The organism is Pseudomonas sp. HMWF032, from assembly GCF_003060885.1.
In the GTDB taxonomy this organism is placed as follows: Bacteria; Pseudomonadota; Gammaproteobacteria; order Pseudomonadales; family Pseudomonadaceae; genus Aquipseudomonas.
Window position 1 is genome coordinate 70,012 of the sequence record NZ_QAIG01000007.1, and the last position, 22,713, is coordinate 92,724.

Annotated in this window: 24 protein-coding genes; 4 read left to right on the forward strand and 20 right to left on the reverse strand. The window is 59.4% G+C overall.

Annotated features, from left to right (window positions below; genetic code table 11):
- Positions 1–6: 6 nt before the first annotated feature.
- From DBR00_RS11325 to DBR00_RS11360, 8 genes are all read right to left on the reverse strand, one after another.
- Positions 7–1,119 (reverse strand): succinylglutamate desuccinylase/aspartoacylase family protein, encoded by a 1,113-nt coding sequence (locus tag DBR00_RS11325; protein ID WP_108486439.1) that lies wholly within the window; start codon positions 1,117–1,119, stop codon positions 7–9.
- A 10-nt stretch (positions 1,120–1,129) separates the two neighbouring features.
- Positions 1,130–1,828 (reverse strand): ABC transporter permease, encoded by a 699-nt coding sequence (locus DBR00_RS11330; protein WP_108486440.1) that lies wholly within the window; start codon positions 1,826–1,828, stop codon positions 1,130–1,132.
- A 15-nt stretch (positions 1,829–1,843) separates the two neighbouring features.
- The gene (locus DBR00_RS11335) at positions 1,844–2,533 is read right to left on the reverse strand and encodes an ABC transporter permease (protein ID WP_108486441.1); all 690 of its coding nucleotides are present in this window, start codon (positions 2,531–2,533) and stop codon (positions 1,844–1,846) included.
- Positions 2,534–2,709: 176 nt separating this feature from the next.
- A complete protein-coding gene (locus DBR00_RS11340) occupies positions 2,710–3,489 on the reverse strand; it encodes an ABC transporter substrate-binding protein (RefSeq protein ID WP_108486442.1) in 780 nt (259 codons plus the stop codon).
- A gap of 524 nt (positions 3,490–4,013) precedes the next feature.
- Positions 4,014–5,969 (reverse strand): acetate--CoA ligase, encoded by a 1,956-nt coding sequence (acs, locus tag DBR00_RS11345; protein WP_108486443.1) that lies wholly within the window; start codon positions 5,967–5,969, stop codon positions 4,014–4,016.
- A 267-nt stretch (positions 5,970–6,236) separates the two neighbouring features.
- Positions 6,237–7,100 (reverse strand): DUF4824 family protein, encoded by an 864-nt coding sequence (locus DBR00_RS11350; protein WP_108486444.1) that lies wholly within the window; start codon positions 7,098–7,100, stop codon positions 6,237–6,239.
- A complete protein-coding gene (locus DBR00_RS11355) occupies positions 7,097–8,170 on the reverse strand; it encodes a DUF2157 domain-containing protein (protein ID WP_108486445.1) in 1,074 nt (357 codons plus the stop codon). The genes DBR00_RS11350 and DBR00_RS11355 overlap by 4 nt, the downstream gene beginning before the upstream one ends.
- Before the next feature lie 82 nt (positions 8,171–8,252).
- The gene (locus tag DBR00_RS11360) at positions 8,253–9,806 is read right to left on the reverse strand and encodes a sigma-54-dependent transcriptional regulator (protein WP_108486446.1); all 1,554 of its coding nucleotides are present in this window, start codon (positions 9,804–9,806) and stop codon (positions 8,253–8,255) included.
- Between the two features lie 257 nt (positions 9,807–10,063).
- Between DBR00_RS11360 and phhA the strand changes: the two genes are divergently transcribed.
- From phhA to DBR00_RS11375, 3 genes are all read left to right on the forward strand, one after another.
- Positions 10,064–10,849 carry a phenylalanine 4-monooxygenase gene (gene phhA / locus DBR00_RS11365; RefSeq protein WP_108486447.1) on the forward strand — a complete coding sequence of 262 codons (786 nt, stop codon included), beginning with the start codon at positions 10,064–10,066 and terminating at the stop codon, positions 10,847–10,849.
- Between the two features lie 95 nt (positions 10,850–10,944).
- Positions 10,945–11,298 carry a 4a-hydroxytetrahydrobiopterin dehydratase gene (locus DBR00_RS11370; protein WP_108486448.1) on the forward strand — a complete coding sequence of 118 codons (354 nt, stop codon included), beginning with the start codon at positions 10,945–10,947 and terminating at the stop codon, positions 11,296–11,298.
- The gene (locus DBR00_RS11375) at positions 11,295–12,491 is read left to right on the forward strand and encodes an amino acid aminotransferase (protein WP_108486449.1); all 1,197 of its coding nucleotides are present in this window, start codon (positions 11,295–11,297) and stop codon (positions 12,489–12,491) included. Before DBR00_RS11370 ends, DBR00_RS11375 begins: the two co-directional genes overlap by 4 nt.
- 52 nt (positions 12,492–12,543) lie before the next feature.
- On the opposite strand, the gene DBR00_RS11380 is transcribed toward DBR00_RS11375, so the two are convergent.
- The 4 genes from DBR00_RS11380 to DBR00_RS11395 form a co-directional block, all read right to left on the reverse strand.
- Positions 12,544–13,926, reverse strand: coding sequence for an ATP-binding protein (locus tag DBR00_RS11380; RefSeq protein WP_108486450.1), 1,383 nt, complete (start codon positions 13,924–13,926; stop codon positions 12,544–12,546).
- A complete protein-coding gene (locus DBR00_RS11385; RefSeq protein ID WP_108486451.1) occupies positions 13,923–14,600 on the reverse strand; it encodes a response regulator in 678 nt (225 codons plus the stop codon). The genes DBR00_RS11380 and DBR00_RS11385 overlap by 4 nt, the downstream gene beginning before the upstream one ends.
- 60 nt (positions 14,601–14,660) lie before the next feature.
- The gene (locus tag DBR00_RS11390) at positions 14,661–15,266 is read right to left on the reverse strand and encodes an outer membrane beta-barrel protein (RefSeq protein ID WP_108486452.1); all 606 of its coding nucleotides are present in this window, start codon (positions 15,264–15,266) and stop codon (positions 14,661–14,663) included.
- 154 nt (positions 15,267–15,420) lie between these two features.
- Entirely contained in the window at positions 15,421–16,029 is a 609-nt protein-coding gene (locus DBR00_RS11395) for a short chain dehydrogenase (protein ID WP_108486453.1), read from the reverse strand.
- Between the two features lie 92 nt (positions 16,030–16,121).
- On the opposite strand from DBR00_RS11395, the gene DBR00_RS11400 reads away from it, so the two are divergent.
- On the forward strand, positions 16,122–17,033 hold the full coding sequence (locus DBR00_RS11400) for a LysR substrate-binding domain-containing protein (RefSeq protein ID WP_218276617.1): 912 nt from the start codon (positions 16,122–16,124) through the stop codon (positions 17,031–17,033).
- 491 nt (positions 17,034–17,524) lie between these two features.
- Here the strand turns inward: DBR00_RS11400 and DBR00_RS11410 are convergent, their stop codons facing one another.
- The 8 genes from DBR00_RS11410 to DBR00_RS11445 are packed head-to-tail and all read right to left on the reverse strand — an operon-like array spanning position 17,525 to position 22,713.
- Positions 17,525–17,986, reverse strand: coding sequence for a DUF1353 domain-containing protein (locus tag DBR00_RS11410; RefSeq protein ID WP_108486455.1), 462 nt, complete (start codon positions 17,984–17,986; stop codon positions 17,525–17,527).
- Positions 17,983–18,489: a hypothetical protein gene (locus DBR00_RS11415; RefSeq protein WP_108486456.1), complete on the reverse strand. Its 507-nt coding sequence runs from the start codon at positions 18,487–18,489 to the stop codon at positions 17,983–17,985. The genes DBR00_RS11410 and DBR00_RS11415 overlap by 4 nt, the downstream gene beginning before the upstream one ends.
- Complete coding sequence (locus DBR00_RS11420) at positions 18,486–18,794, reverse strand: phage holin family protein (protein ID WP_108486457.1); 309 nt, start codon at positions 18,792–18,794, stop codon at positions 18,486–18,488. Before DBR00_RS11420 ends, DBR00_RS11415 begins: the two co-directional genes overlap by 4 nt.
- Positions 18,787–19,158, reverse strand: coding sequence for a putative holin (locus DBR00_RS11425; protein WP_108486458.1), 372 nt, complete (start codon positions 19,156–19,158; stop codon positions 18,787–18,789). Before DBR00_RS11425 ends, DBR00_RS11420 begins: the two co-directional genes overlap by 8 nt.
- Before the next feature lie 24 nt (positions 19,159–19,182).
- Complete coding sequence (locus DBR00_RS11430; protein ID WP_108486459.1) at positions 19,183–19,635, reverse strand: hypothetical protein; 453 nt, start codon at positions 19,633–19,635, stop codon at positions 19,183–19,185.
- Positions 19,635–20,738 carry a hypothetical protein gene (locus DBR00_RS11435; RefSeq protein WP_108486460.1) on the reverse strand — a complete coding sequence of 368 codons (1,104 nt, stop codon included), beginning with the start codon at positions 20,736–20,738 and terminating at the stop codon, positions 19,635–19,637. The genes DBR00_RS11430 and DBR00_RS11435 overlap by 1 nt, the downstream gene beginning before the upstream one ends.
- A gap of 24 nt (positions 20,739–20,762) precedes the next feature.
- Positions 20,763–22,385 (reverse strand): phage terminase large subunit, encoded by a 1,623-nt coding sequence (gene terL / locus DBR00_RS11440; RefSeq protein ID WP_108486461.1) that lies wholly within the window; start codon positions 22,383–22,385, stop codon positions 20,763–20,765.
- Positions 22,375–22,713: a hypothetical protein gene (locus DBR00_RS11445; RefSeq protein WP_108486462.1), complete on the reverse strand. Its 339-nt coding sequence runs from the start codon at positions 22,711–22,713 to the stop codon at positions 22,375–22,377. Before DBR00_RS11445 ends, terL begins: the two co-directional genes overlap by 11 nt.

The window sequence follows — 22,713 nt, forward strand, 5'->3', positions numbered from 1 at the left end:
CTTGAATCAGTCGCTGAGCAAGCGACCCTGGCGAATAGGGGTACGACCGGCCACTTTGGCCAACCACAAACCGGGTTGGGCAAAGCGCAACCGCTCGCGCGCATAGAGCACACCGTCTGTGGCGGCGCAGACAGTCGTGTGGCGATCGTCCAGCGGATCGATCACTTCAAATAGGGGGTCACCGGCCAAAACCCGCGCGCCCACCGGCTGCAGAAAGCTCACCACACCGGCATGCGGGGCATAAGCGTATTGCGCCCCAGCAAACGGCGTGGCTTCGCAACATTGATCGGGTGCTGGCGACCAGTCACCGGCAATCAGGCCTTGCTCGGCAAGGAACGCCAGAATGCTTTCGGCACGGGCCTCGGCCTCGAGCTTACCGGTATCGGCCATGCCACCCAGCTCGACTGTTACCGCCAGGCATGCCGGAGGTACAGCCGCCTGAGGAAAATCCTGCGCCAGCTGAACCCAGGGCAAGGCGCAGGCCTCATCAAAGGAATTACCGCCGGAGTCCTCGACGGTCAGCGCCGCACCGGCCTGCAGGCGAGCAGCCAGGGTGCGCAGCTGTGGCCACTGTTGCGGCAGCAAGTAGAGATGCACTGCGGCGTCAAAATCACAGTGCAGGTCGAGCACCACATCGGCATCGCAGGCATGCTTCAGCAACAGGCGCTGCAAGCCTTGCAGCTCCGAGCCGGCGGGTGGCAAGGCTTCCAACGCCGCTTGCATGGCAGCGCGAATCAGCCGCACATTGCTCGGTCCGTCCTGACCCAGGCAACCGTACAACGCCGGTGCAATGGCGGCAGCCAGGTCAGGGAAATCACGGTTGAAGTTTTTCCCGCTGCCCAGCTCAAAACGCCCCTGATGGCTGGCCTGAAACATCTGCCCCAGACCAATCGGGTTGGCCACTGGCACCAGTTCGATCACCCCGGTCAACCGCCCCTGGGCTTCCAGCTCACGCAGGCGGCGCTTGAGCTCTACTGCCACGCGCATTCCAGGCAGCTCATCGGCATGCAGCGAGGCCTGGATATAGGCCTTGCATGGGCCATGGCCGAAACGAAACACACTCAAGCGGCGTTCGGTTCCGGGGCAGCCCCAGGGCAGTGGATGATCAATACGCTGCATGCTCTGTTCCTCAGGCCTTGCGCGGGGCCAGGTAGGCCAACCAGCGGCGTTCGGCCAGCTTGAACAGGCGTACGAGGATAAAGGTCAGGCACAGGTAGAACAGGCCGGCCGTGATAAATGCCTCGAACGGCAGGTAGTACTGCGAACTGACAGTGCGTGCTGCGCCGGTGATGTCGATCAGGGTGACGATCGAGGCCAGCGAGGTGGTGTGTAGCATCATGATTACTTCGTTGCTGTACTGCGGCAGTGCGCGGCGCAGCGCCGACGGCAGCAGGATTCGGCGGTACAGCTTGAAGCGCGACATGCCCATGGCCTTGGCGGCCTCGATCTCACCATGCGGTGTGGCCTTGAGGCTGCCGGCGAGAATCTCCGCGCTGTAGGCGCTGGTGTTGATGGCAAACGCCAGGCAGGCACAGAAAGTGGCACTGGAGAAATACGGCCACAGCGCACTCTCACGCACCGCCTCGAACTGGGCAAGACCGTAATAGATGAGAAACAGCTGCACCAGCATCGGCGTGCCGCGAATCACGTAGGTGTAGAGCCAAGCCGGAAAGTTCACCAGCGCCGACTTGGAGACGCGCATCAAGCCCAGGGGGATGGCAAGAGCCAGGCCGCACGCCAGGGAGATCAGCAAAATTTTAAGGGTAACGCCTACCCCGCTGATGTACAGCGGCAGGTTTTCCCAGATTACGGTGTAGTCAAAAATCATCGCTGCGCTCCCCGCTTACAGATCAGCGGCTTTGATGCCGACCGAGTAACGTTTTTCCAGGTAACGCAAGGCCAGCAATGACACGCTGGTCAGCACCAGGTACAAAGCCGCAACAGCCAAGTAGAAGGTGAATGGCTCGCGGGTGGCATCAGCCGCGCTTTTTGCCTTGAACATCATGTCCTGCAGACCAACCACGGAAATCAGCGCGGTGGCCTTGGTCAACACCAACCAGTTGTTGGTAAAACCGGGAATGGCGAAGCGAATCATCTGTGGCACCAGGATGCGGAAGAACACCTGCATGCCATTCATGCCATACGCCGCGCCTGCTTCAGCTTGCCCTTTGGGGATGGCCATAAAGGCGCCGCGGAAGGTCTCCGACAGGTAAGCACCAAAGATAAAGCCCATGGTGAACACGCCGGCAATAAAGGGGTTGATATCGATGTAGTCGTCATAGCCGAGCAGCGGTGCGATACGGTTCACCATGTCCTGGCCACCGTAGAAAATCAGCAGAATCAACACCAGGTCGGGAATCCCGCGGATCACCGTGGCGTAGGTTTCACCCAGCAGCGCCAGCCACTTGATTGGTGACAGGCGAAACGCCGCACCCACCAGACCCAATACGATGGCCACGGCCATCGAGGTCAGCGCCAGAATCAGGGTGAGCCAAGCACCCTCCAGAATGGTCGAGCCGTAGCCGTTGAGCATGCTCTGCTTACCTCATGCAAACGCCACATGGCGCCTGGGAGTACAACAAAAATAGTACCGGGAGCAATGTCACGTCGCTCCACGACAGCATGATGGGTGGTCACAAAAAAGTGGCGCAAACATGAGGTTGAAGCCAGTTTGCGCCACTTTCAGTGCAAGCGATTAAGCGAACTCAATCACTCGCCGTAGACGTTGAAGTTGAAGTACTTGTCCTGAACTTCCTTGTACTTGCCGTTGGCACGGATTGCCACAATGGCAGCACTGATCTTGTCAGCCAGGGCCTTGTCACCTTTACGCACGGCAATACCGGCGCCCATGCCGATATATTTCTCGTCGCTGAAGTCCGGGCCGACCAGGGCGAAGCCTTTACCGGCGTCAGTCTTGATAAAGCCATCGTCGATATTCACGACATCCGCAAAGGTGGCGTCCAGACGACCGGAAGCCAGGTCGAGGAAGGCTTCGTTCTGCGAGCTGTAACGTACGATCTCGATACCGGCAGGGGCAAAGATATCGGTGGCGTAACGGTCGTAGGTGGAGGCGCGCTGTACGCCGACTTTTTTGCCTTTCAGATCCACCAACGGGTCGTTGATCACGGTGCCGGCCTTCATCGCCAACTTGCCCGGGGTCTGGTAGTACTTGCCGCTGAAATCAACTGATTTCAGGCGATCTTCGGTGATGCTCATCGACGACAGTACGGCGTCAAACTTGCGTACCTTCAGGGCCGGGATCAGGCCGTCGAATTCCTGCTCGATCCACTTACATTCCACTTTCATCTCTTCGCACAGGGCGACGCCGATGTCGTAGTCGAAACCGCTGATGGCGCCTTCAGGTGTTTTGAAGGCAAACGGTGGGTACGCGGCTTCGATACCGATGCGCAGAGGCTTGGCCTCTTCAGCCATGGCCAGCGGCGACAGCATGGACAGCGCCAGTGCGCCGAGAAGTGCAATCTTCTTCATTTTGTGACTCCTTCGAATGGGAATGGCATCGGTTGGCAGAGATTGTGAGGGTGCATCCGGCCTTGCATGAATTGTAGTGAGTCACCGCCAACCTGCGCGCTGCGCATCCGCTGGACGGCCCTAGCCGGGTGAGCGGCATTCTAGCGACAGCTCGAAAGTCGATATTTCTTCAATGCGACAAGTAATTACAAAAGACCCGGACGGGTATAGCGAGGATATTGACAGCCCCTGAAAAACATGCAGAGACAGAAAAGACAGATAACCCGTTAATAAAGCAATTAGCGCGCCCAAAATCTGCAAACCCACTGATTTAGCGGTTTGCTCGACGATTCTATTTTCCAGCCCACATAAATCACCGCACTATTTTGGCGCAAAATGTTCCCGCACACCCCATAAAAGTGCGCACCGTTACACCCAGGTGACAGCCAACTACCCAGATGAAAATCGGTAACAGCGCACAACGCACAACGCCCTGCCCGGCTTGTGGCCGAAACAGGGCGTTGTTTACAGACAGCTGAGCGGGCTCAGGCCGCCTGCATCTCGCGGTGAGTGTCGATAAGGTGCTGCACCACGCCAGGATCGGCCAGCGTGGAGATGTCGCCGAGTGCATCGTATTCGGCGGTGGCGATCTTGCGCAGGATGCGGCGCATGATCTTGCCCGAGCGGGTTTTCGGCAGGCCAGGGGCCCACTGAATCACGTCCGGCGAGGCAATCGGCCCGATTTCCTTGCGCACCCAGTTTTTCAACTCTAAGCGCAATTGTTCGGAAGGTTCTTCTCCACCATTCAAGGTGACGTAAACATAGATACCCTGCCCTTTGATATCGTGCGGCACACCGACCACAGCCGCCTCGGCGACTTTCGGGTGGGCGACCATGGCACTCTCAATTTCGGCGGTGCCCATGCGGTGGCCAGATACGTTGAGCACATCATCAACGCGACCAGTGATCCAGTAGTAACCGTCTTCGTCGCGGCGCGCACCGTCACCGGTGAAGTACATGCCTTTGAAGGTCTTGAAGTAGGTATCGACAAAGCGGTCGTGGTCACCGTACAAGGTGCGCGCCTGGCCCGGCCAGGAATCGATGATCACCAGATTACCTTCAGCCGCGCCATCGATCAGGTTGCCCAGGTTATCGACAAGTGCCGGCTGAACGCCAAAGAATGGACGGGTTGCCGAGCCCGGCTTGAGCGCGGTGGCACCGGGCAGCGGGCTAATCAGAATGCCGCCTGTTTCGGTTTGCCACCAGGTATCGACAATCGGGCAACGCTCTTTACCGACGGTTTTGTAATACCAGTTCCAGGCTTCCGGGTTGATCGGCTCACCGACCGAACCGAGCAAGCGCAGGCTGGAACCGTCAGCACCGGCTACCGCCTCCTGGCCCTGAGCCATCATGGCGCGGATCGCCGTGGGGGCGGTGTAGAGGATATTGACCTTGTGCTTGTCGATGATCTTCGACACGCGAGTAATGTCCGGGTAATTCGGAATACCTTCGAACAGCAGCGTGGTCGCACCGTTGGCCAGCGGGCCGTAGACGATATAGCTGTGACCGGTGACCCAGCCCACGTCGGCGGTGCACCAGTAGACGTCACCGGGTTTGTAGTCGAACACCCGCTCATGGGTCAGCGCGGCATACACCAAATAGCCGCCAGTGGTGTGCTGCACACCTTTCGGTTTACCGGTGGAGCCGGAGGTGTAGAGGATAAACAGGGCTTCTTCAGCGCCCATTTCTTTCGGTGCGCAGTGGCTTGAGGCCACGGCCATCAGGTCTTCGTACCAGATGTCGCGATGCTGGTTCCACTTGATCGGGCTGGCGGTGCGCTTGCAGACAATTACTTTCTGCACGCTGCTGGTTTCCGGGTTGGTCAGCGCGTCATCAACGTTGGCTTTGAGCGGGGTTTTCTTACCGCCACGCAAACCTTCGTCTGCCGTGATCACCACTTTGGACTGGCAGTCGATGATGCGGCCTGCCAATGCCTCCGGGGAGAAACCGCCAAACACCACCGAGTGGATCGCGCCAATGCGGGTACAGGCCAGCATCGCCACCACGGCCTGCGGGATCATCGGCATATAAATGGTTACGACATCGCCGCGATGAACATCCTGACCGCGCAGGGCATTGGCGAACTTGCACACTTGCTCATGCAACTGGCGGTAGGTGATTTCCTGATGTTCGGACGGGTCATCGCCTTCCCAGATGATCGCCACCTGGTCACCACGAGTTTCCAGGTGGCGGTCCAGGCAGTTGTAGGAAACGTTCAGGGTGCCATCGGCGAACCACTTGATATCAACGTGATGATCGTCGAAGGACGTCTGTTTGACCTTGGTGAACGGCTTGATCCAGTCGATACGCTTGGCCTGCTCTCGCCAGAACCCATCAGGATTGATCACCGATTGCTGGTACATGGCTTTATAGGTCGCCTCATCCGTCAGCGACTGGGCAGCCACCTCCGGGCGCACGGGATACAAGGACGCAGCACTCATCTGAAACACCTCAGTGGGTAGTTGTTGTTCTATGTGCCATTTTGTAGCCCGCGCTCTACCAGAGGGCCATTCGACCATGGTCTTAACGCTCTACGGCGATCGTGTTAGGGGTTTTAGCAGGCAAAAAGGCGACCTGAGAGGTCGCCACACACATCATTCCGGGGGAGGAATGGAGAAGCGCTTGCACCCAAGCCATTCAGGAATGGATCGCCTCAGTCTCCTCTGCACGCGCACACCGAGCCATTGCACCTTGGTCGTAGGGAACAACTAACGGGCCGCCAACTCGACAAACCAGGGTTCCAGACGCCGGCCAAAGGCTAGTTCGGCGCTAAAGCGCTTGGCATGCCCCGCTTCCGTTTGCACGTCGTATTCCTTCAGGTTGGCGAAAGTCGCATGCCAGCGCCGCGGCAGATTGAGGCTTTGCAGACCAGGCGTGTCGGCCGAACCGCCGAACTGCCAGACCCAGCGCTGCGCTTGCGGACGCGGGTCATCGCCCTCACCGGTCCATTGCGTGACCACGCTGCTGGCCTGCGCCTCAACAATCGCGCGCACGATGGCATAGCGCTGACGGTCCGGGTAACGCGCCCGCAGCACCTGCTGATCGAGCCCGACATCCACCACCAGCAAGCGACTGGCGCGCTGCTGCTCTTGCTCAAGTGCCTTGCCGGCATAGTCAGCCGCCTCGCGCAGCTCCTGGCTGTCCGGTACGGACTTGGCCAGGCGCAGCGCCTCGGCATAGGCCGCCTGGGCCAGGGCCACCTCACGCTGATAGGCCGGCCCATCCAACTCCAGCACCAGTAATGCATCGCGATCCAGCTGCCGACGGTAGCGGCGCACGCTCTCATCGTTCAACTCACCAGGCAAGGCAAACCCCAGCTCGGCCATTTTCTCGGCGCTGATCGACAAGTAGTCATGCTCGCTGTCGCGGCTGGGCCAGCGGTAATCCAGGCGCAGCGTCAGGCTGCTGTTGTCCTTGCGCCAATAGGCGTAGGTGTTGCCCAGCTCGCGCTCGCTCAGCTGCAGGCTGCTTTCCGCCGGTTCCTCGCGATTCCAGGCCGCGCCCAGCAACGCGACTGCATTGACCAGGCCGATCAGCGCTAGGCCGGCAACCAGGTAACGTAGATGGCTCATTGCCCACCTCCCAGCAGCCCATGGCGGCTGCGCAAGCGCCGCAGTAGCAAGAGAATCAGCACTGCACTCAAGCCCAGTACCAGGAAGAACAGGTACTTGGGCATGCTGTCCCACCACCAGTCGAACAGCTTGGTGTAGAGGAAGATCACAAAGAAGCTCAGACCAGTATTGACCACATCCGTCCAGCCGCGGCGCACGCCCAGCCAGATCACCAGCGCAGCCAGGATAAAGCCAGCCGACTGGTAAGCCGTCTCGATCACCTCCACCGGCCAATCCAGGTAACTGGCCGCGCCCCAGTAAGCCAGCACCAGTACAGGCAGAAACACCCCAAGTAGGCCAAACACCCGGTAGATCACGGCAAAGCCATCGAAGCGGCGTTGATCAATCAGCAGCGGCAACGCGAAGATCAGCAGCGCAGCCGGAATGAAGTTCTCCGGACGCTGGGCAAATCCCAGCCAGAAGATGCCGCCCCAACTAGCGATCCGCGCTGCGGCAAAGGCCAGCAAACAGCTGAGACCGGCCGCCAGCAGCAGCCGCGCACCGCAGGCATAGGCCAGCAGCAACCCATAAAGCGCCCAAGGCAGTAAGGCGTTATCCGATGGCGTGATATTGAATATCTGCCCGAGCATGACGATGTTCAGCACAAAGCAGGTAAAGGCCACCAACGCCGCCAGCTTGCTGAAGTAGCCCGAACTATCGAGGCGTTGCACCCATAGCGTCAAACCAAACGAAGCGATGCTCGCTGTCAGCAGAATCGCCACTTGGCTCTGAGTGCCGAACAGCCCCCAGAATTGATAAAACAGGAAAAATACACTGGCCGCCAACGCCAGCGCCCCCAGGAACGAGGCAATACGCATCCCCAGCGACAATTGCCGGGCCTGGGTGTCGTGGTCGATATCAAAGGCGGCCAGGTAGCGATTGAGCAACTGCTGCTGGTAGTCATGCAGCTTGGCACGCTGACTGTCATTCAGGCTCAGAACCTGTTCGGCCTCGAGGCGCGCCAGTTCACGGTTGAATACGCCGATCTCATCGGCGCGTTGCTGGGCATCACTGCGATTTATGTTCAGCATGGCAATCCTTGCGGCGGCACCGCTGCGTAAGCGGTCTCAGCACACTCTAGCGCTAAACCCTATTGTCTTCGAGGCCAGAACCCTATTCCTTCCCCAACCCATGCTGACGCAGCTTGTTGGCGATGGTGGTGTGCGAAACGCCGAGGCGTTTGCCCAGTTGACGACTGCTCGGGTGGTCATGGAACAGGCGCTCCAGCACGGCTTTCTCGAAGCGTCCAAGAATTTCATCCAGATCACCTTCCACGGAAAACTCGCCCAGCGGCTGCGGCGCGCCGTAGTCGGGCAGACGAATATGTTCGCCCTTGACGACCCCGCCGTCGCACAGCGAAACCGCCTGAAACAGGACGTTCTCCAGTTGGCGCACGTTGCCCGGCCAGTGGTAGTGGCTGAGCTTGTCCAGCACCTGCGGGGCCAGTTTGGGCAGCGGGCAACCGATCTGTCGGCTGGCCTGGTCAAGAAAGTGCTCCACCAGCGGCGGCAGGCCATCCAGGCATTCGCGCAGCGGTGGAATGTGCAGGCTGAGTACGTTGAGGCGGTGATACAGATCCTGGCGGAACTCGCCCTTGGCACAGAGTTCGGACAGATCCACCTGAGTGGCGCAGATCACCCGCACATCCAGGTACACCTCCTCGTCACTGCCGACCCGACGGAAGCAGCCGTCTTGGAGAAAACGCAGCAGCTTGGCCTGCAGGCGCGGGCTCATCTCGCCGACGCCATCGAGAAACAACGTGCCACCGGCGGTCAATTCCAACAGGCCCAGCTTGCCTTCCGGCCGCGCGCCTTCAAAGGCACCCGGGCCGTAGCCGAACAGCTCAGTCTCGGCCATGGATTCCGGCAAGCCGGCGCAGTTCAGCGCCATAAACGGCGATTGTCCACGCGGACTGGCCAGGTGACAGGCACGCGCCAGCAACTCCTTGCCGGTGCCGGTTTCGCCCTCGATCAGCAACGGCGCATCCAGCGGGGCCATGCGCCGCGCTTCGCGCACCACAGCAGCCATCACCTTGGAACTCTGAAAAATCGAATCGAAACCGCGCAGCTCCTGCTTGCGCACGTTGTAGATGCGCTCACCCACACGGTCAGCGCGATGCAAGGTCAACACCGCGCCGGCCATGGCATCGCTTTCGTCATGCTCGGTTTGCAGTGGCGCGATATCGGCGAGAAACACATCGCCCTTCACTTTCACCCGCAGGCCATTGATCCGCGACTTGTTGGCACGCACCAACTCCGGCAGGTCGAAGTCCTCGGCATAACGCGACAACGGAATACCCGGCACTTCATCCACCCGCACGCCCAAGAGCTGAGCGGCGCTGCGGTTGGCCGCGACGATTGAGCCGCCCATGTCGATCGACAACACCGGGAAATCCAGCGCGCCAAGCAGCGCATTCAGTTCCAGATGACGGCGCTCGCTGGGCATCAGGCCGACGCGCTTAACGCCGAATACCCCGGAAATCGCCTCGAACTTCGGCCGTAGTGACTGGAACTGCAGGTTGATCAGGTTCGGACAGTGCAGATAGATAGCATTGCCCTGCTCGCCACCGACTTCGCCACGGGCGACGTTGATGCCGTATTCGACCAACAGGTTGAGGATGTCGCGCAGGATGCCAATTCGGTTCTGGCAGTGGACTTTGATACGCATGGCAGGGCTCTTATGGGTCTTGTTATGGCCGCCAACGGCGAACAATCGATGAAGGCGACGGATTATTCGTCAAGAATATGTGACAGATTAGCGCAGCAGCAAGACGACAGTTCGCCACACAGCCGACCACGTAACCATTTCTTTACGAAATAACAGCCCTTTCCTCCTGCATCAGACCCAGACCTGGGCTGCATAACCGCACGAGCTGGCGTATTCCTGAATCCAATAAAACAACAAAGCCCCAGCAGGAGGCCGCGATGAAAAGCACGCAGTACCAGGCGCGCGAACCGGATGACAGTGGCTTTATCGATTACCCGGAGGCCGAGCATCAGGTGTGGAATACCCTGATCACCCGCCAGCTCAAGGTGATCGAAGGTCGCGCCTGCCAGGAATACCTGGACGGAATCGAGCAGCTCGGCCTGCCCCATGAGCGCATTCCGCAGCTCGGCGAGATCAACCACGTGCTGCAAGCCAGCACCGGCTGGCGCGTGGCGCGGGTGCCGGCACTGATTCCGTTTCAGACCTTCTTCGAACTGCTGGCCAGCAAGCAATTCCCGGTAGCGACTTTTATCCGCACACCCGAGGAGCTGGACTACCTGCAGGAGCCGGATATCTTCCACGAGATCTTTGGTCACTGCCCGCTGCTGACCAACCCCTGGTTCGCCGAATTCACCCACACCTACGGCAAGCTCGGCCTGGCCGCCAGCAAGGAAGAACGCGTATACCTGGCGCGGCTGTACTGGCTGACCATCGAGTTCGGCCTGCTCGACACCAGCCAGGGCCAACGCATCTACGGCGGCGGCATTCTCTCCTCGCCGAAAGAAACCCTCTACTGCTTGTCCGATACGCCACAGCGTTTGGCCTTCGACCCGATTGAGGCGATGCGCACACCCTACCGCATCGACATCCTGCAGCCGCTGTATTTTGTCCTGCCCGAGCTCAAGCGCCTGTTTGAACTGGCCCATGAAGACATCATGGCCATGGTGCAGCAAGCCATGCGTCTAGGCTTGCATGCGCCGAAGTTTCCGCCGAAAGCCGCGTAAGGTGGACATGCCGCTAGGATGTCCCGGCACTCCAACAGACGGTGGACAAGCCGCGCATGTCGACCCTACAAAATCTCATATCTAGGAGAATCCCCATGTCCCTTGCCCAAGCACAATGCGAAGCCTGCCGCGCCGATGCGCCGAAAGTCAGCGATGAGGAGCTGGCCGAACTGATCCGCGAAATCCCGGACTGGAATATCGAAGTGCGTGACGACCATATGGAACTGGAGCGGGTTTACCTGTTCAAGAACTTCCGCCACGCCCTGGCTTTTACCAACGCAGTCGGCGCCATCGCCGAGGAAGTTGGCCACCATCCAGCACTGCTCACCGAATGGGGCAAGGTCACCGTGACTTGGTGGAGCCATGAAATGCGCGGTCTGCACCGCAACGACTTCATCATGGCCGCACGCACCGATGTGTTGGCTGCAGGTGCCGAGGGCCGCAAGTGAGCCATTTCCACAGCATTGTGCGCGTGCCGGGCGATCCGATTCTCGGCCTGATGGACGCCTACCGCGCTGACCGTAACCCAGCCAAACTCGACCTCGGCGTGGGCGTCTATAAGGACGCTCAAGGCCTGACGCCGATTCCACGCGCGGTCAAGCTGGCCGAACAGCGGCTGGTGGAAAGCGAAACCACCAAGAGCTATATCGGCGGCCATGGCGACCCACTGTTCGGCAGGCTGCTCAGCCAACTGGTATTGGGCGCCGACAGCCCACTGTTGGCTGAACGTGCGGGTGCCACCCAGACCCCTGGCGGCACCGGGGCGCTGCGCCTGTGTGCGGACTTTATCGCCCACTGCCTGCCGGGCCGTGGCGTCTGGCTGAGTGACCCGACCTGGCCAATCCACGAAAGCATCTTTGCCGCTGCTGGTCTGCGCGTTGGTCATTACCCTTACGTTGGCGCGGACAACCAGCTGAATGTCGAGGCGATGATCGCCGCCCTCGCCCACGTGCCCAAAGGCGATGTGGTGCTGCTGCACGCCTGCTGCCACAACCCCACCGGCTTCGACCTCACCCCGCGTGACTGGAAGCGCGTACTGGAGGTGGTCAAAGCCCGTGAATTGCTGCCGTTGATCGACTTTGCCTATCAGGGTTTTGGCGACGGCCTGGAGCAGGACGCCTTTGCCGTGCGCCTGTTTGCCGCCGAGTTGCCCGAACTGCTGATCACCAGTTCCTGTTCGAAGAACTTCGGCCTGTACCGCGAGCGCACTGGCGCGCTGATCGTCTGCGCCGCGACTGCAACAAAGCTGCAGGATGTGCGCAGCCAGCTGGCCTCTATCGCGCGCAATCTCTGGTCCACCCCACCCGCCCACGGCGCGGCAGTGGTTGCCAGCATCCTGGCTGACAGCGAGCTGCACAGCCTGTGGGTCAGCGAACTCGACACCATGCGCCAGCGCGTCGCCAGCCTGCGCGCCGGCCTGGTGGAGGCCTTGCAACCGTATGGCCTGAGTGAGCGCTTTGCGCATATCGCAGTGCAGCGCGGCATGTTCTCCTATACCGGCCTGAGCCCAAGCCAAGTGCAACGTCTGCGCGATGAGTTCAGCGTGTACATGGTCAGCTCAGGTCGGGCGAATATGGCCGGGTTGGACGCCGAGCGCCTGGATCAGCTGGCCAGCGCCATTCGCCATGTCTGTAAACAGTAATGAGAGCATGTGGCGGTGAGCACAACCCACGGCCACCCGCTGCGAGGCAATTTTACAGGTGCAGCCGCACACAAAAACTCGCTCCGCCCAAGGATGCGTCGCCCAGTCGTAACTCACCGTCGTAGCTTTCGATGATGTCCTTGATCACTGCGGTACCGATACCCTGCCCCGGATGCTGAGTATCCAGCCGCTCGCCACGGCGCAGGATGCGTTCGCGCTGATCAGCCGGCACGCCAGGGCCGTCGTCGTCCACACACAGCTCGAGCATGCAGCCCTGCTGACGCACGCTCACACGCACCTGGCCAAGACATAGGCGGTAGGCGTTTTCCAGCAGGTTGCCGAGTAACTCCAGCAACGCGCCGCGTTCCATTGGCAGGTGCTGTTCGCTGGCAAAATCGCGCAGCACCTGCACCTGTTTGTCGCGGTAGACCTTGTCCAGTGCGCCGCAGAGCGTATCGAGTAACGGCCCCAGGTGTGTGCTGTGGCGGATCAAGCCGCTTTTGCGCAGGCTAGCACGCTGCAGTTGATAGCCGATCTGCTGGCTCATGCGCTCGATCTGCTGCTGCAGCACCTGCGATTGCTCGCGGTTCTGCGCCTGCTTGTCGATCACTTCAGCCACGCTTTGCAGCACTGCCAAGGGGGTTTTCAGGCTGTGCGCCAGGTCGTCCAGGGAATGCCGGTAACGTTCGCGCTGCTGACGTTCGCTCTCCAGCAGGCGGTTGAGCGAGCCCGTCAGGCGCAGTAACTCTCGCGGGTGCTCTTCACTCAGGCCGGCGCGGGTGCCCGCCTCCACCTGATCCAACTCGGCACTAAGCCCGCGCAGGCTGCGAAAGCCCCAGGTCAGGCCGAACCACAGCAGCCCAAGCAACACCAGCAGCGCACCACCGAGCCAGAGGTAGAGCTGGCCCATAAAGCCGTCGTACATGGTCTGATAATCACTGGCCGGCTGCATGGTGACCACGCTGAAGGCCGCGCGCTGTTCGCGCAGCAGGTCGATTTCCACGTCATAAACGAAGAACTCGCGACCCTCAGCATCGTGAATGCGTACAAACTCGTGGCCACGGCCGTCATAGCGCGGGCGGTAGCTGACACTTTCATCCAGCGAGGAGCGTGACTGCCAGACCAGTTTGCCCTGGCGGTCGTAGATAAAACCCAGCAGCTTGGCTTCCAGGCTGTCGAATTCTTCAGCCGGCAGTTTGTCCGGCATGTTCAATCGACCCTGCTCGGTACGCGCGGCAGAAACCAGGCCGGCGGCATCCGAAGCCAGACGTTTTTCGATGGACTGCTCCAGGGCGATGACAAAAGCGCCACGCAAGGCCGGCAACAGCGCCAGCATAAACAGCACGGCAAGCACCGCTGTACCAAGCATCAGGCGTAGACGCAGGGATTCGCCGCGACGGCCAGTGAACGACTCGCTCAGCTCGGCCTCACTCATCGGCAGCGCTCGGTGAACAGGTAGCCTTGACCGCGTACGGTTTGGATGGGTTTGAAATCCAGCTGACCTTCAAGCTTGCGGCGCAAGCGGCCGACCAGCACTTCGATGACGTTAGGGTCGCGCTCCTCGTCATCCGGGTAGAGCTGCTCGATCAGCCGCTCCTTGGCCACCACCTGCTGCTGGTGACGCATCAGGTATTCAAGGATGCGGTACTCGTAGGCCGTCAGTTGCAGGGCTCCGCCATCAAGCAGCGCCTGCTTGCGGTTGAGGTCGAGCTGCAGAGGGCCGGCGACAATGCTGGCCTGAGTAAAGCCCGAAGCGCGGCGTAGCAAGGCGTTCAGGCGCGCTTCCAACTCTTCGAACTGAAAGGGTTTGACCACGTAATCATCGGCCCCAGCGGCCAGGCCTTCGACCTTGTCCTGCCAGTTGCCACGGGCGGTGAGTATCAGAATGGGAAAACTTTTGTCCTGACTGCGCAACTGGCGAATCAAATCCAGCCCGCTCATGCCCGGCAGGCCGAGATCGATCACCGCCAGATCATGGTTGTATTCGGCAGCGCGGTACAACGCTTCTTCAGCATTGGCCACGGCATCGACCACATGGCCCTGCTCACCCAGCCGGCTATAGAGGTGGTGACGCAGCAACGCTTCATCTTCCACGACCAACAGTTTCATCCTGCAAATTCCTCCAATAAAGCGGCCGGGCATTATGCCCGGCCCTTTTGGCCTACCTGCTTAGAACTTGTAGTTGGCACCCAGGTAGAGCTGGCCGCTGCTGTGCAGGTCCAGCGAGCCAGCTTTGCCTGCACCGTGTGGTGCCATTTCCGTGCTGGCATTGGTGCGCAGGTAGCGGTAGCCAGCTTCAATCGAGGCATTCTGGTTGATGTCCTGAAGAATGCCAGCCTGCAGGCCGAGGGCAAAGCCGATATCGCTGTCACGCTTGAAGCCCTTGCTCTCCTGCTCCAGCTTGACCAGGCCAGCGGTTGCACCGCCGAACAGCTTGGTGTTGTAGTCGCCAATCGGCAGGAACACATCGTAGCTACCAAACAGATTCTGCTGACGCAGCTTGTTGCCGCTATCGGTGTCCGAGACATTTTCGTAGGTCATGTAGTAACGGTTTGTATCGCTGACCTGACCGGCACGCACGCCCCAGGTGCCGGTATCGTTGATCACCTTATCGAGCTTGGGGTTGTTCAGGTTGCTGTTGAGTGCACTGGATTTCTGGATGTTGTTATCGGTCTGCCCCCAGGTCAGGCCAACAAAGTTGTCGCCGGCATTGGCCGCAGCCGCAGCGAAGGTCAGGGAAGTCGCCAGGGCCAGTTTGCTAAGAGTGCGGTTCATGGTGTGTCCTCAGTGGTTAGTCGGTGTTGCTTAACTCGAGGTCCATGTTGCCTACCCCTAGCTGAACGCCCACTGAATCTTTGCTTAACAAACACTGAACAGTAAGGGCGGGCCAAAGACGTGATCGTCTTCAGCCACCTTGTGGTCTCCCCTGTCAGGCATCTACGAATAGAACCTGGCCGGTGATGAACCCATCAACGGACCGCTCGAAGGCTTTGCCTACCAGTACGCCGGGAACAGGCTGGAAACCAGGCATCATTTCACCATATACATTCCAGGCTTCTTCCAGAACGGTCGGGTTTACTACGTTGATCCTAATGCCACGTGGCAGCTCGTGGGCTACGCACTGTACAAAGGTGTCGATGGCACCGCTGGTGGTGGCGTCCGCGATTGCCATCGGAATGGGTTTGATATTGAGAATGCCCGAAATCAGCGTGAAAGAGCCGCCATCGTTGATGTAGTTCAGGCCCACATTTACCAGATTGATCTGGCCGACCATCTTGCTTTGGATAGTCGTGTCCCACTGCTCATCGGTCATTTCGCTGAAACTAGCGTATTCGCAGTAGCCAACTGTATTAACGACGGCATCGAACGGCCCCACCTTTTCGAACAGAGCCTTGATCGACGCCTTACAGGTGATATCGACCGTGTGGTCGCAGCCTGTGCCGGAGCGGCTAGCGGTGATGACGTTGTGGTTCTTGAGGCCGGTCATGGCGGCTTGGCCCATGTGCCCTTGGGCACCAATCAAGATTACGGTTTTCATGGCAATGCCTCGTTAAGTCTTAAGGAGGCGATACTCTAGGTGCGCACTGATACAATGAAAATCACGATTGATTTGTATGAGATACAATCAAAATGATTGAGAAAATCGATATCAGGCACATGCGGGTTTTACTGCATCTCGTACGCGAGAAAAACGTTTCTCGCGTTGCCGAGCGGCTTGAGATATCACAACAGGCGGTTAGCAACTACCTCAAGCGCATGCGTGAAGTGTTTCCCAATGAGCTGTTCCTGCGCCAGAGCGCAGGCCTACAGCCAACCGACTATGCGTACGAGCTCGCGGCTAAATTCGAGAAAATAGTTGAAGAGGTCGACGGCATCTTCAATTCATTCCCATTCGATCCCGCAACAAGTGAGTACGTATTCAGAGTCATCGCAAATGAATATGCACAACTGTCTATCATCCCATCGCTTTCGTTGCTCATACGCGAACGCGCACCCGGGGTAAAACTTGAAGTCATTGACTTCAACCCCAATCAGCATGCCAAGACGCTGGCGCAAGGAGAGGCTGACCTGGTGATTGGTTTTTCTGACTACGTCGATCCGGGACTGGTACGCAATACACTGAGACGCGACCACTACTGCTGCGTCGCTCGGCAAGGTTCGCCGCTACCCCGGCAGATAAAGGCGCTTGCCGATGTGTCCTTCCATCCTCATGTGGATTTCGCCAGTGGCGTAGGCAATCTGGGGAGTCGAGTAGATGATTTCCTTAGTGCCAAGGAGGTCCGCCGCACCGTGATTGCCACTTTGCCCTGCTATACATCGCTGCAAGCGTTTATGCACGTGAATGACACGGTGGCGTTCATACCCTCGGCCATTGCTGCTGCCGGTGGTTTCCAAGTAATTGACATAGACATGTCTTCCTTAAATTTCAATGTCGTTGCAGGATGGCATAGAAGAGCTTCGGGCAGTGCATCCCGAGATTGGCTTGTACGGGTTATTGCCGATTTAGATACGCCTACAGGAAAATTGCGCCCTGCGACTTAACCAAGCCCCATGTACGCGAATTTGCCTATGTCAACGCGTTTCTTCGCGATTCATTATCTAGTTTTGTACCCATGGAGTGGGTCGCCCGCCAGCTAGGGCATACCGATACAACGATGGTTAAGAAGCACTATGGACGCTGGATACCGCGCGACATAAAAAGCATGACCCACTCAGTCTCAAAGATGATGGGATTTTGATGGCTAGAAACGGTTTAGAGCGGACTGAGGCGAAGTGTTTTTGTTCAAATTTTGCCCAAACACCAAACCATGGAAACGAAAAGCCCCCGAAACTCTAGGAATTTCAGGGGCTTAGACGATCTATATGGCGGGAAGATAGGGATTTGAACCCACCAATACCGGTCGCCTGTACGCTGTAGGCCGCATTATTCCTGATGGTAGATATTCTAAGCCGTACAGAGCCGGACTGGTACGGACTCTGCTTCGCCCTAAAAACGTCCTAAGATTTTCCCGCCCCGCCCGTCCTGGGCATGATCACCCTACCCACTTCGATTCAAGTTCACGCTTCAACGCTGTGTTGCTCGGCTTGCTCACCATCAGCAGGCGGCGATTCGCTTCAACTGCAGCACGCACCGGGGCAATCTCACGCTCAGTACCGCCCAGCACTTCCATGGCCACGTACAGCAGGCTATCGGCCCGTTCCCGGCTAATCCGGTAAGGCTTGCCGCCCACGGTCAGCGACAGGTATTCGCACAGCTGGTCATGCAGCCCATACGCCTGTTCGAACTTACCGTCACGCGGAACCACCGGCCAAGCCGCGCGAGGCACCGATCCTTTATCGGTCAACGTGCCTGCTGGTACGTGCGCCCATTGCCGCTGACTAAGCCGAAGGTCGTACGACTCCATGTGCCGCCAGTAGTCGGCCCCCAGGATGCGACTGGCCTCGGCGTCGTAGCGCAGCACGCAAGCCCCGTCGAAGTATGGATAGGCGCTCATGCCACTGCATCCATAGCTTTGGCGTAGTTGAGCCCCCACTTTTTGCGCAAGCTGGCTTTCTGGGCATCAGTGCCGCGGCTGTACGCGCCAGGCCGCCAGGTGCGCAGATAGAGCTGAAGCGCTTTCTCGACCTCACCAATCGCTGGCAGCGGGTAGGCGTCAGTCCACAGCAGCAACCGGCCAAACGCCATGGCCAGCACATCGTCGTGCTCGAGCGCGGCATACACCTGCTCGGCCACAGGCTGCACCTGGCGCAGGTCGCAGACCCTGACGGCATGCTCGCGGCTGGCCACATGCCGCAGCACACCAGCAACCCCGCCGCCTTGCTCAAACTGCAGCAGCCCGCGTGCTGGCCCGGTTGGCCACTGCCGGCGCTTCTGCTGTGGATCTTCCTGCAGCTGGATGGCCAGCAGCATTAACACGGCCTGCCGGCTATTCATGCGCGCAGGCAGCAGGCGCAATGCCGGCTCAACCGCTGATTGTCGGATCTCGGAAAGATTCACCGTGGCAACCTCCGGCGTTCATGGGCAGGCCAGGCCCACTCAAGCCGAACGATGCTGGCCACATTCCCGCGAGCCCGATACACCAGGACGCACAGCAGCACCAGGATGCCCAGCACAAACGGCGATTCGATGGGGTACATGCCGAGCAGCGATGCCAGCGACTGGCAGCCGGTTGCCATGGCCAGCAGGTAGGCCAGCACCGAAACGCCAAAGCGATAGCGCTGCCCGTCGCGACGGAACGCTACCAGCCGAACGCAGATGGCCATGCAGACCACTGCAGCGAGGATCGAGACGAGGTTACCCATCTTTCTTACCTCCAAGCCATGGGATGAACCGGAACCAGAACGGAGCCTTGCCGCCCTTCAACCACTCAAGCGCCCCAGTTGCGGCAATGACGAACACCGCAGCGCTGCCTAGGGCCACCAATGGCGGAATGACTGGCACCCCACGCGCTGACGACTGGGCCGCCATGAAGTAGCCGAAGATCCAGCTGCTAACCAGGTAGCCGAGACTGGCCTTGAAAGATCGATCGTTGGCGAACACGACGAAGAACAGAGCCCCCGCGAAACCGCCGACAATCGCCCCAACGTCAACGCCGGGGACTGCCGCCAGCCCCACCCCGGTGGCTGCCGACACGGCTATCGCCGTTGTGCTGCTTGGTTCAGCCATGTGTTTGCTCCTTGGCGTGATTGATCATTGCGGCCGCACGAAAGCGGGCATTTCGGAAAGGAATTGCTCGATAGTCGGCTGGGTGCGTTTACCGCCGGTAACGTCAGCCAGAATCTGGTAGCCCTGCACGTTGCAGGCCTCCATCCAGTCATAGAACGCGGTGCCTTCGGCCTCGAATGGACCGGGGCGGTGAGCGCGCAGAGCGCAGGTCTGCCAGTTCAGGTAACCCATGGATTGAGCGGCGCGGTCGTACATGCCCATCAAGGCGGCGTCGTAGTCTTGCAGGCTTGGCGGATTGGCCTCGGGAGTTGGCTCCGGTTCTGGTTCCGGCTCAGGACCAACGCTGAAACCACTGTCAATGCTGACTACATGGCCGGCGAGCATCCCTTCAAGGGCGTCTGCATACTGGCTCTCAGTGATCTCAATGCCACCCAGAATACGGTCGCGGCTGATCTGCCCGTTTGCGGCAAAAGGCATTATCGAATCCTCATGTAATAGGTGGCACCGATGTTTTTGGGGCGAGTTTCATCGGCGGTCCTGGCAACGCGAGAGGCGTCAAAAGTCAGGTCAAACCCGCTAGCGTTCCCGAAACTCGGAAACAGGGCTTTAGCCGCACCTTTAGCGAATACACCTGTCGAGTTGTCTGAAGGAGTGGTTAACCCGCTACCGGCGCTAGGCGATGCAGTGCCTGTGAGGTTTTGTAAAGCGTCAGCCTCGATAGTGCCGCTTGAGCCAGCTCGCAAAACCCGTCGCTCTGTATTGATGAGGCGAATCGTCTGCCCATTCATCGGACTGGCTAAATCGCTAACCACCGCAGTGGCCAGCACTAAAGGAGCGGAGCCACTGACAGACTCACCGGTAAGCACGCCAGTGTTGTAACTGTCACTGGCGGTTAGTTTGATGTATCGGTAGTTGGCGCTATCAGCGGGCGGTGCGGTTACGCCAGTTAAATGGTTGAAAATCGCGATTGGCACGCCAAGCGGTTGGAAGTTCCAAGGATCTCCAGCAAAAGAAGCAGACGCCGCAGCCGACTGCGCCGCAGCCTCAGCGTTAGCCGCGGCAATTTGAGATGCCTCGGCAGAGGCCAGAGCCAGGGCCGGCTGTTCCTCGAGCTGAGCCAGTGTCAAGCTGGAAGCTATCGGGTTGCTGTCGACGTCGAACGCCAGCAACTTAAGCGCCCGCGCTGCCTTCAACGGCAACGGTGCTACACCCTCAGGCTCTGAAATATCGGTGGACAGCGCCCGGTCGTTGCTGCCGATCAGTTGCTTGAGCGCGAGCCAGATTCGATCAAGGTCGCGGTTGATGGTGACGGCCAGCAGATCGCCGTTGGTTTGGTAGTCAGTCAGGCGCTGGAATGGCAGCACCAGCTGGAACAGAAGGTCTCCAGCTGGTGGAACATCGAAGGTGCATGACGTCGAGTCACCGCCAAGCGGGCCAAGGGTGAAGCCTGATGTAACCAACACGTCATTGAGCGTGATCTGCAGGTCGCCGGCATCCATCACTTTGAAGGGAATGGCGTAGAGAACGGCTATCCCGTTGGCGGCATATCGTTTGAAAATTGGTCCCGCTTGAACTGACATGCTAAGCCTCCGGTGTGGGCGGGCTTAGTAATCGACTTGCACCTCATGCACGCCCGCATCTGGTCGCCAATCCTCGCGCTGACGTTCTGTCGGTTTCCCGACTATTCGCCCAATGCGCACAGGTGTTTGGCTGATCGCGCCGGCACCGCTGTCGATGTAGTCATCGTCCTGGGTGGTGATGGCGGGGTTAAAGTCGCGCATCTGATCCCACATCGGGCCGCGCAGCACGTCGACGTGCGCCCACAGGAAACGGGCCGACAAGGGCGACTCGAAGGCATCAAGGATGCGCTTCTGCTTGTTGGTGCTGGAGTGCTCTTCCCCTACCCCGCAGCCGGTGCCTTTGAGCGCCTGCTTGAGGATGTTCGGCACGAAACCGCCGGGGCCGTTGGTTTCCACCACCACGCGGGGGATGTTGTATTTGATTACCAGCTCGCGCACCTGCATGACCTGGCCACCAATGATCCGGTCCTTGTGGTCGAACTCGGCGAGCTCTCCGGTAAGGCCCTCGCACACATGCCAGTAGAGCTGGCCGCGCTGGTCGGTCAGCAGCAGGGTGAAGGCCGATGCGTCGGATTTGATCTTGCCCAACGAGCAATCCCAGTAGGCCACCGCGCCGACGATCTGGGTGGAGCCAAGCCACATGGAGACAGCATTGTTTGCCGAACGGATAACCGGCTGCAGGTCGTAAGGGATAATGCGGGCAGGGTCCAAGCGCACCTCCGTGACGGGCTTGGAATGGAGCTGGTACTGGCTATCCCATTCGTTGATGGTGCGGGTCTTCTTGCGGCGCTTCTCCAGCTCTTTCAGGTCGAACCGTTCAGGCCAGGCGCTGCCGGCGTAGCAGTCAACCAGCGTGCCGGGTGGCGTAAAGAAGGCGATTCCCGTTTTGGTGAGCTGATAGTCCTTGCCCAGCACCAGCACCCGCGCATGCTTACCGATGCCAGAGAACACCACGTCAGGCACGAACGGCACGTTGTAGCTGTTGAGGGTTGCCGACTCGATGCGGTGTTCCTTGGCGAACATGCGGATGGTCAGGCAGTCCGCGCCCATGCTCTCCATTTCGTCGTACAGGCTGTCATGGGTGTGAGGCGTGCCGATGTAAAGCGTTGAACCGCCCGGCACCAGGATGTGCGTTTGCTCGCCCAGGCGGTACCGCAGCTTCTCGCGTGCCTCGGGCGTCTGGATGTTGCGCGGCACCTCAACGTCATCGTTCTGGCACTCGTCGGCGCGGGCCGAAGTCACGTTGGACAGAATGCCCTTTGCGAACATCGAGGCGTTACGAAAGTCGGCGGCACCCTCAACCCACCACTGCTCGACCGTGCCCTGGTTGGGCGGCAACAGGTGGCGGGTAAGCGGGTGATTGCGGATAACGTTCTGCGTGTCGCGGCTGGTCTTGTAGGCCGTGGGGTCAGACTCGGACTGGTGCAGGATGCGAAACGTAGGGGCGCGGTAGTAGCGCCAGGCGTTGTAGATCGCCAGCAGCGTTGATTTACCGAAGCCACGAAAGCAGCGCAATACAGCCAGGTCTTCCTTGTGTTCCAGCCACACCAAAGCCCGGACGTGAATGTCCGGGACTTGCCACCGCATGCGCTTGGCCCATATCAGAAAGAAAACGAGCAGCGAGACCTTTGGCGGCTCAGTGGGCATGACTACCTTTCTGCATGCGATCAATGATCGCTTGAGCCTCGCGCTCGGCCGCAGCCAACTCGCCGTCCAGTTCGTCTATGGCGTTGCCAGCATCTGGAGCAGGCTTCGTTCTGTTGAGCACGCCAGCAATGTTTACCACCTTGAGCAGCAGGGTCATGGTCGCCGCGGCGTTCTTCTTGCACCAGTACCGGTCGCCCCGCTCCTGCTGGGTAAGCTCTGCAAGGGTCTTCTCAGCGCCAGGCCACTGGTGTGGGTCGACCTCGTTGATAACAACCTCGCCCAGTCGTTCGCTGAGCGCCTGCAATCGGGTGATCTGATCGTCTCGCAT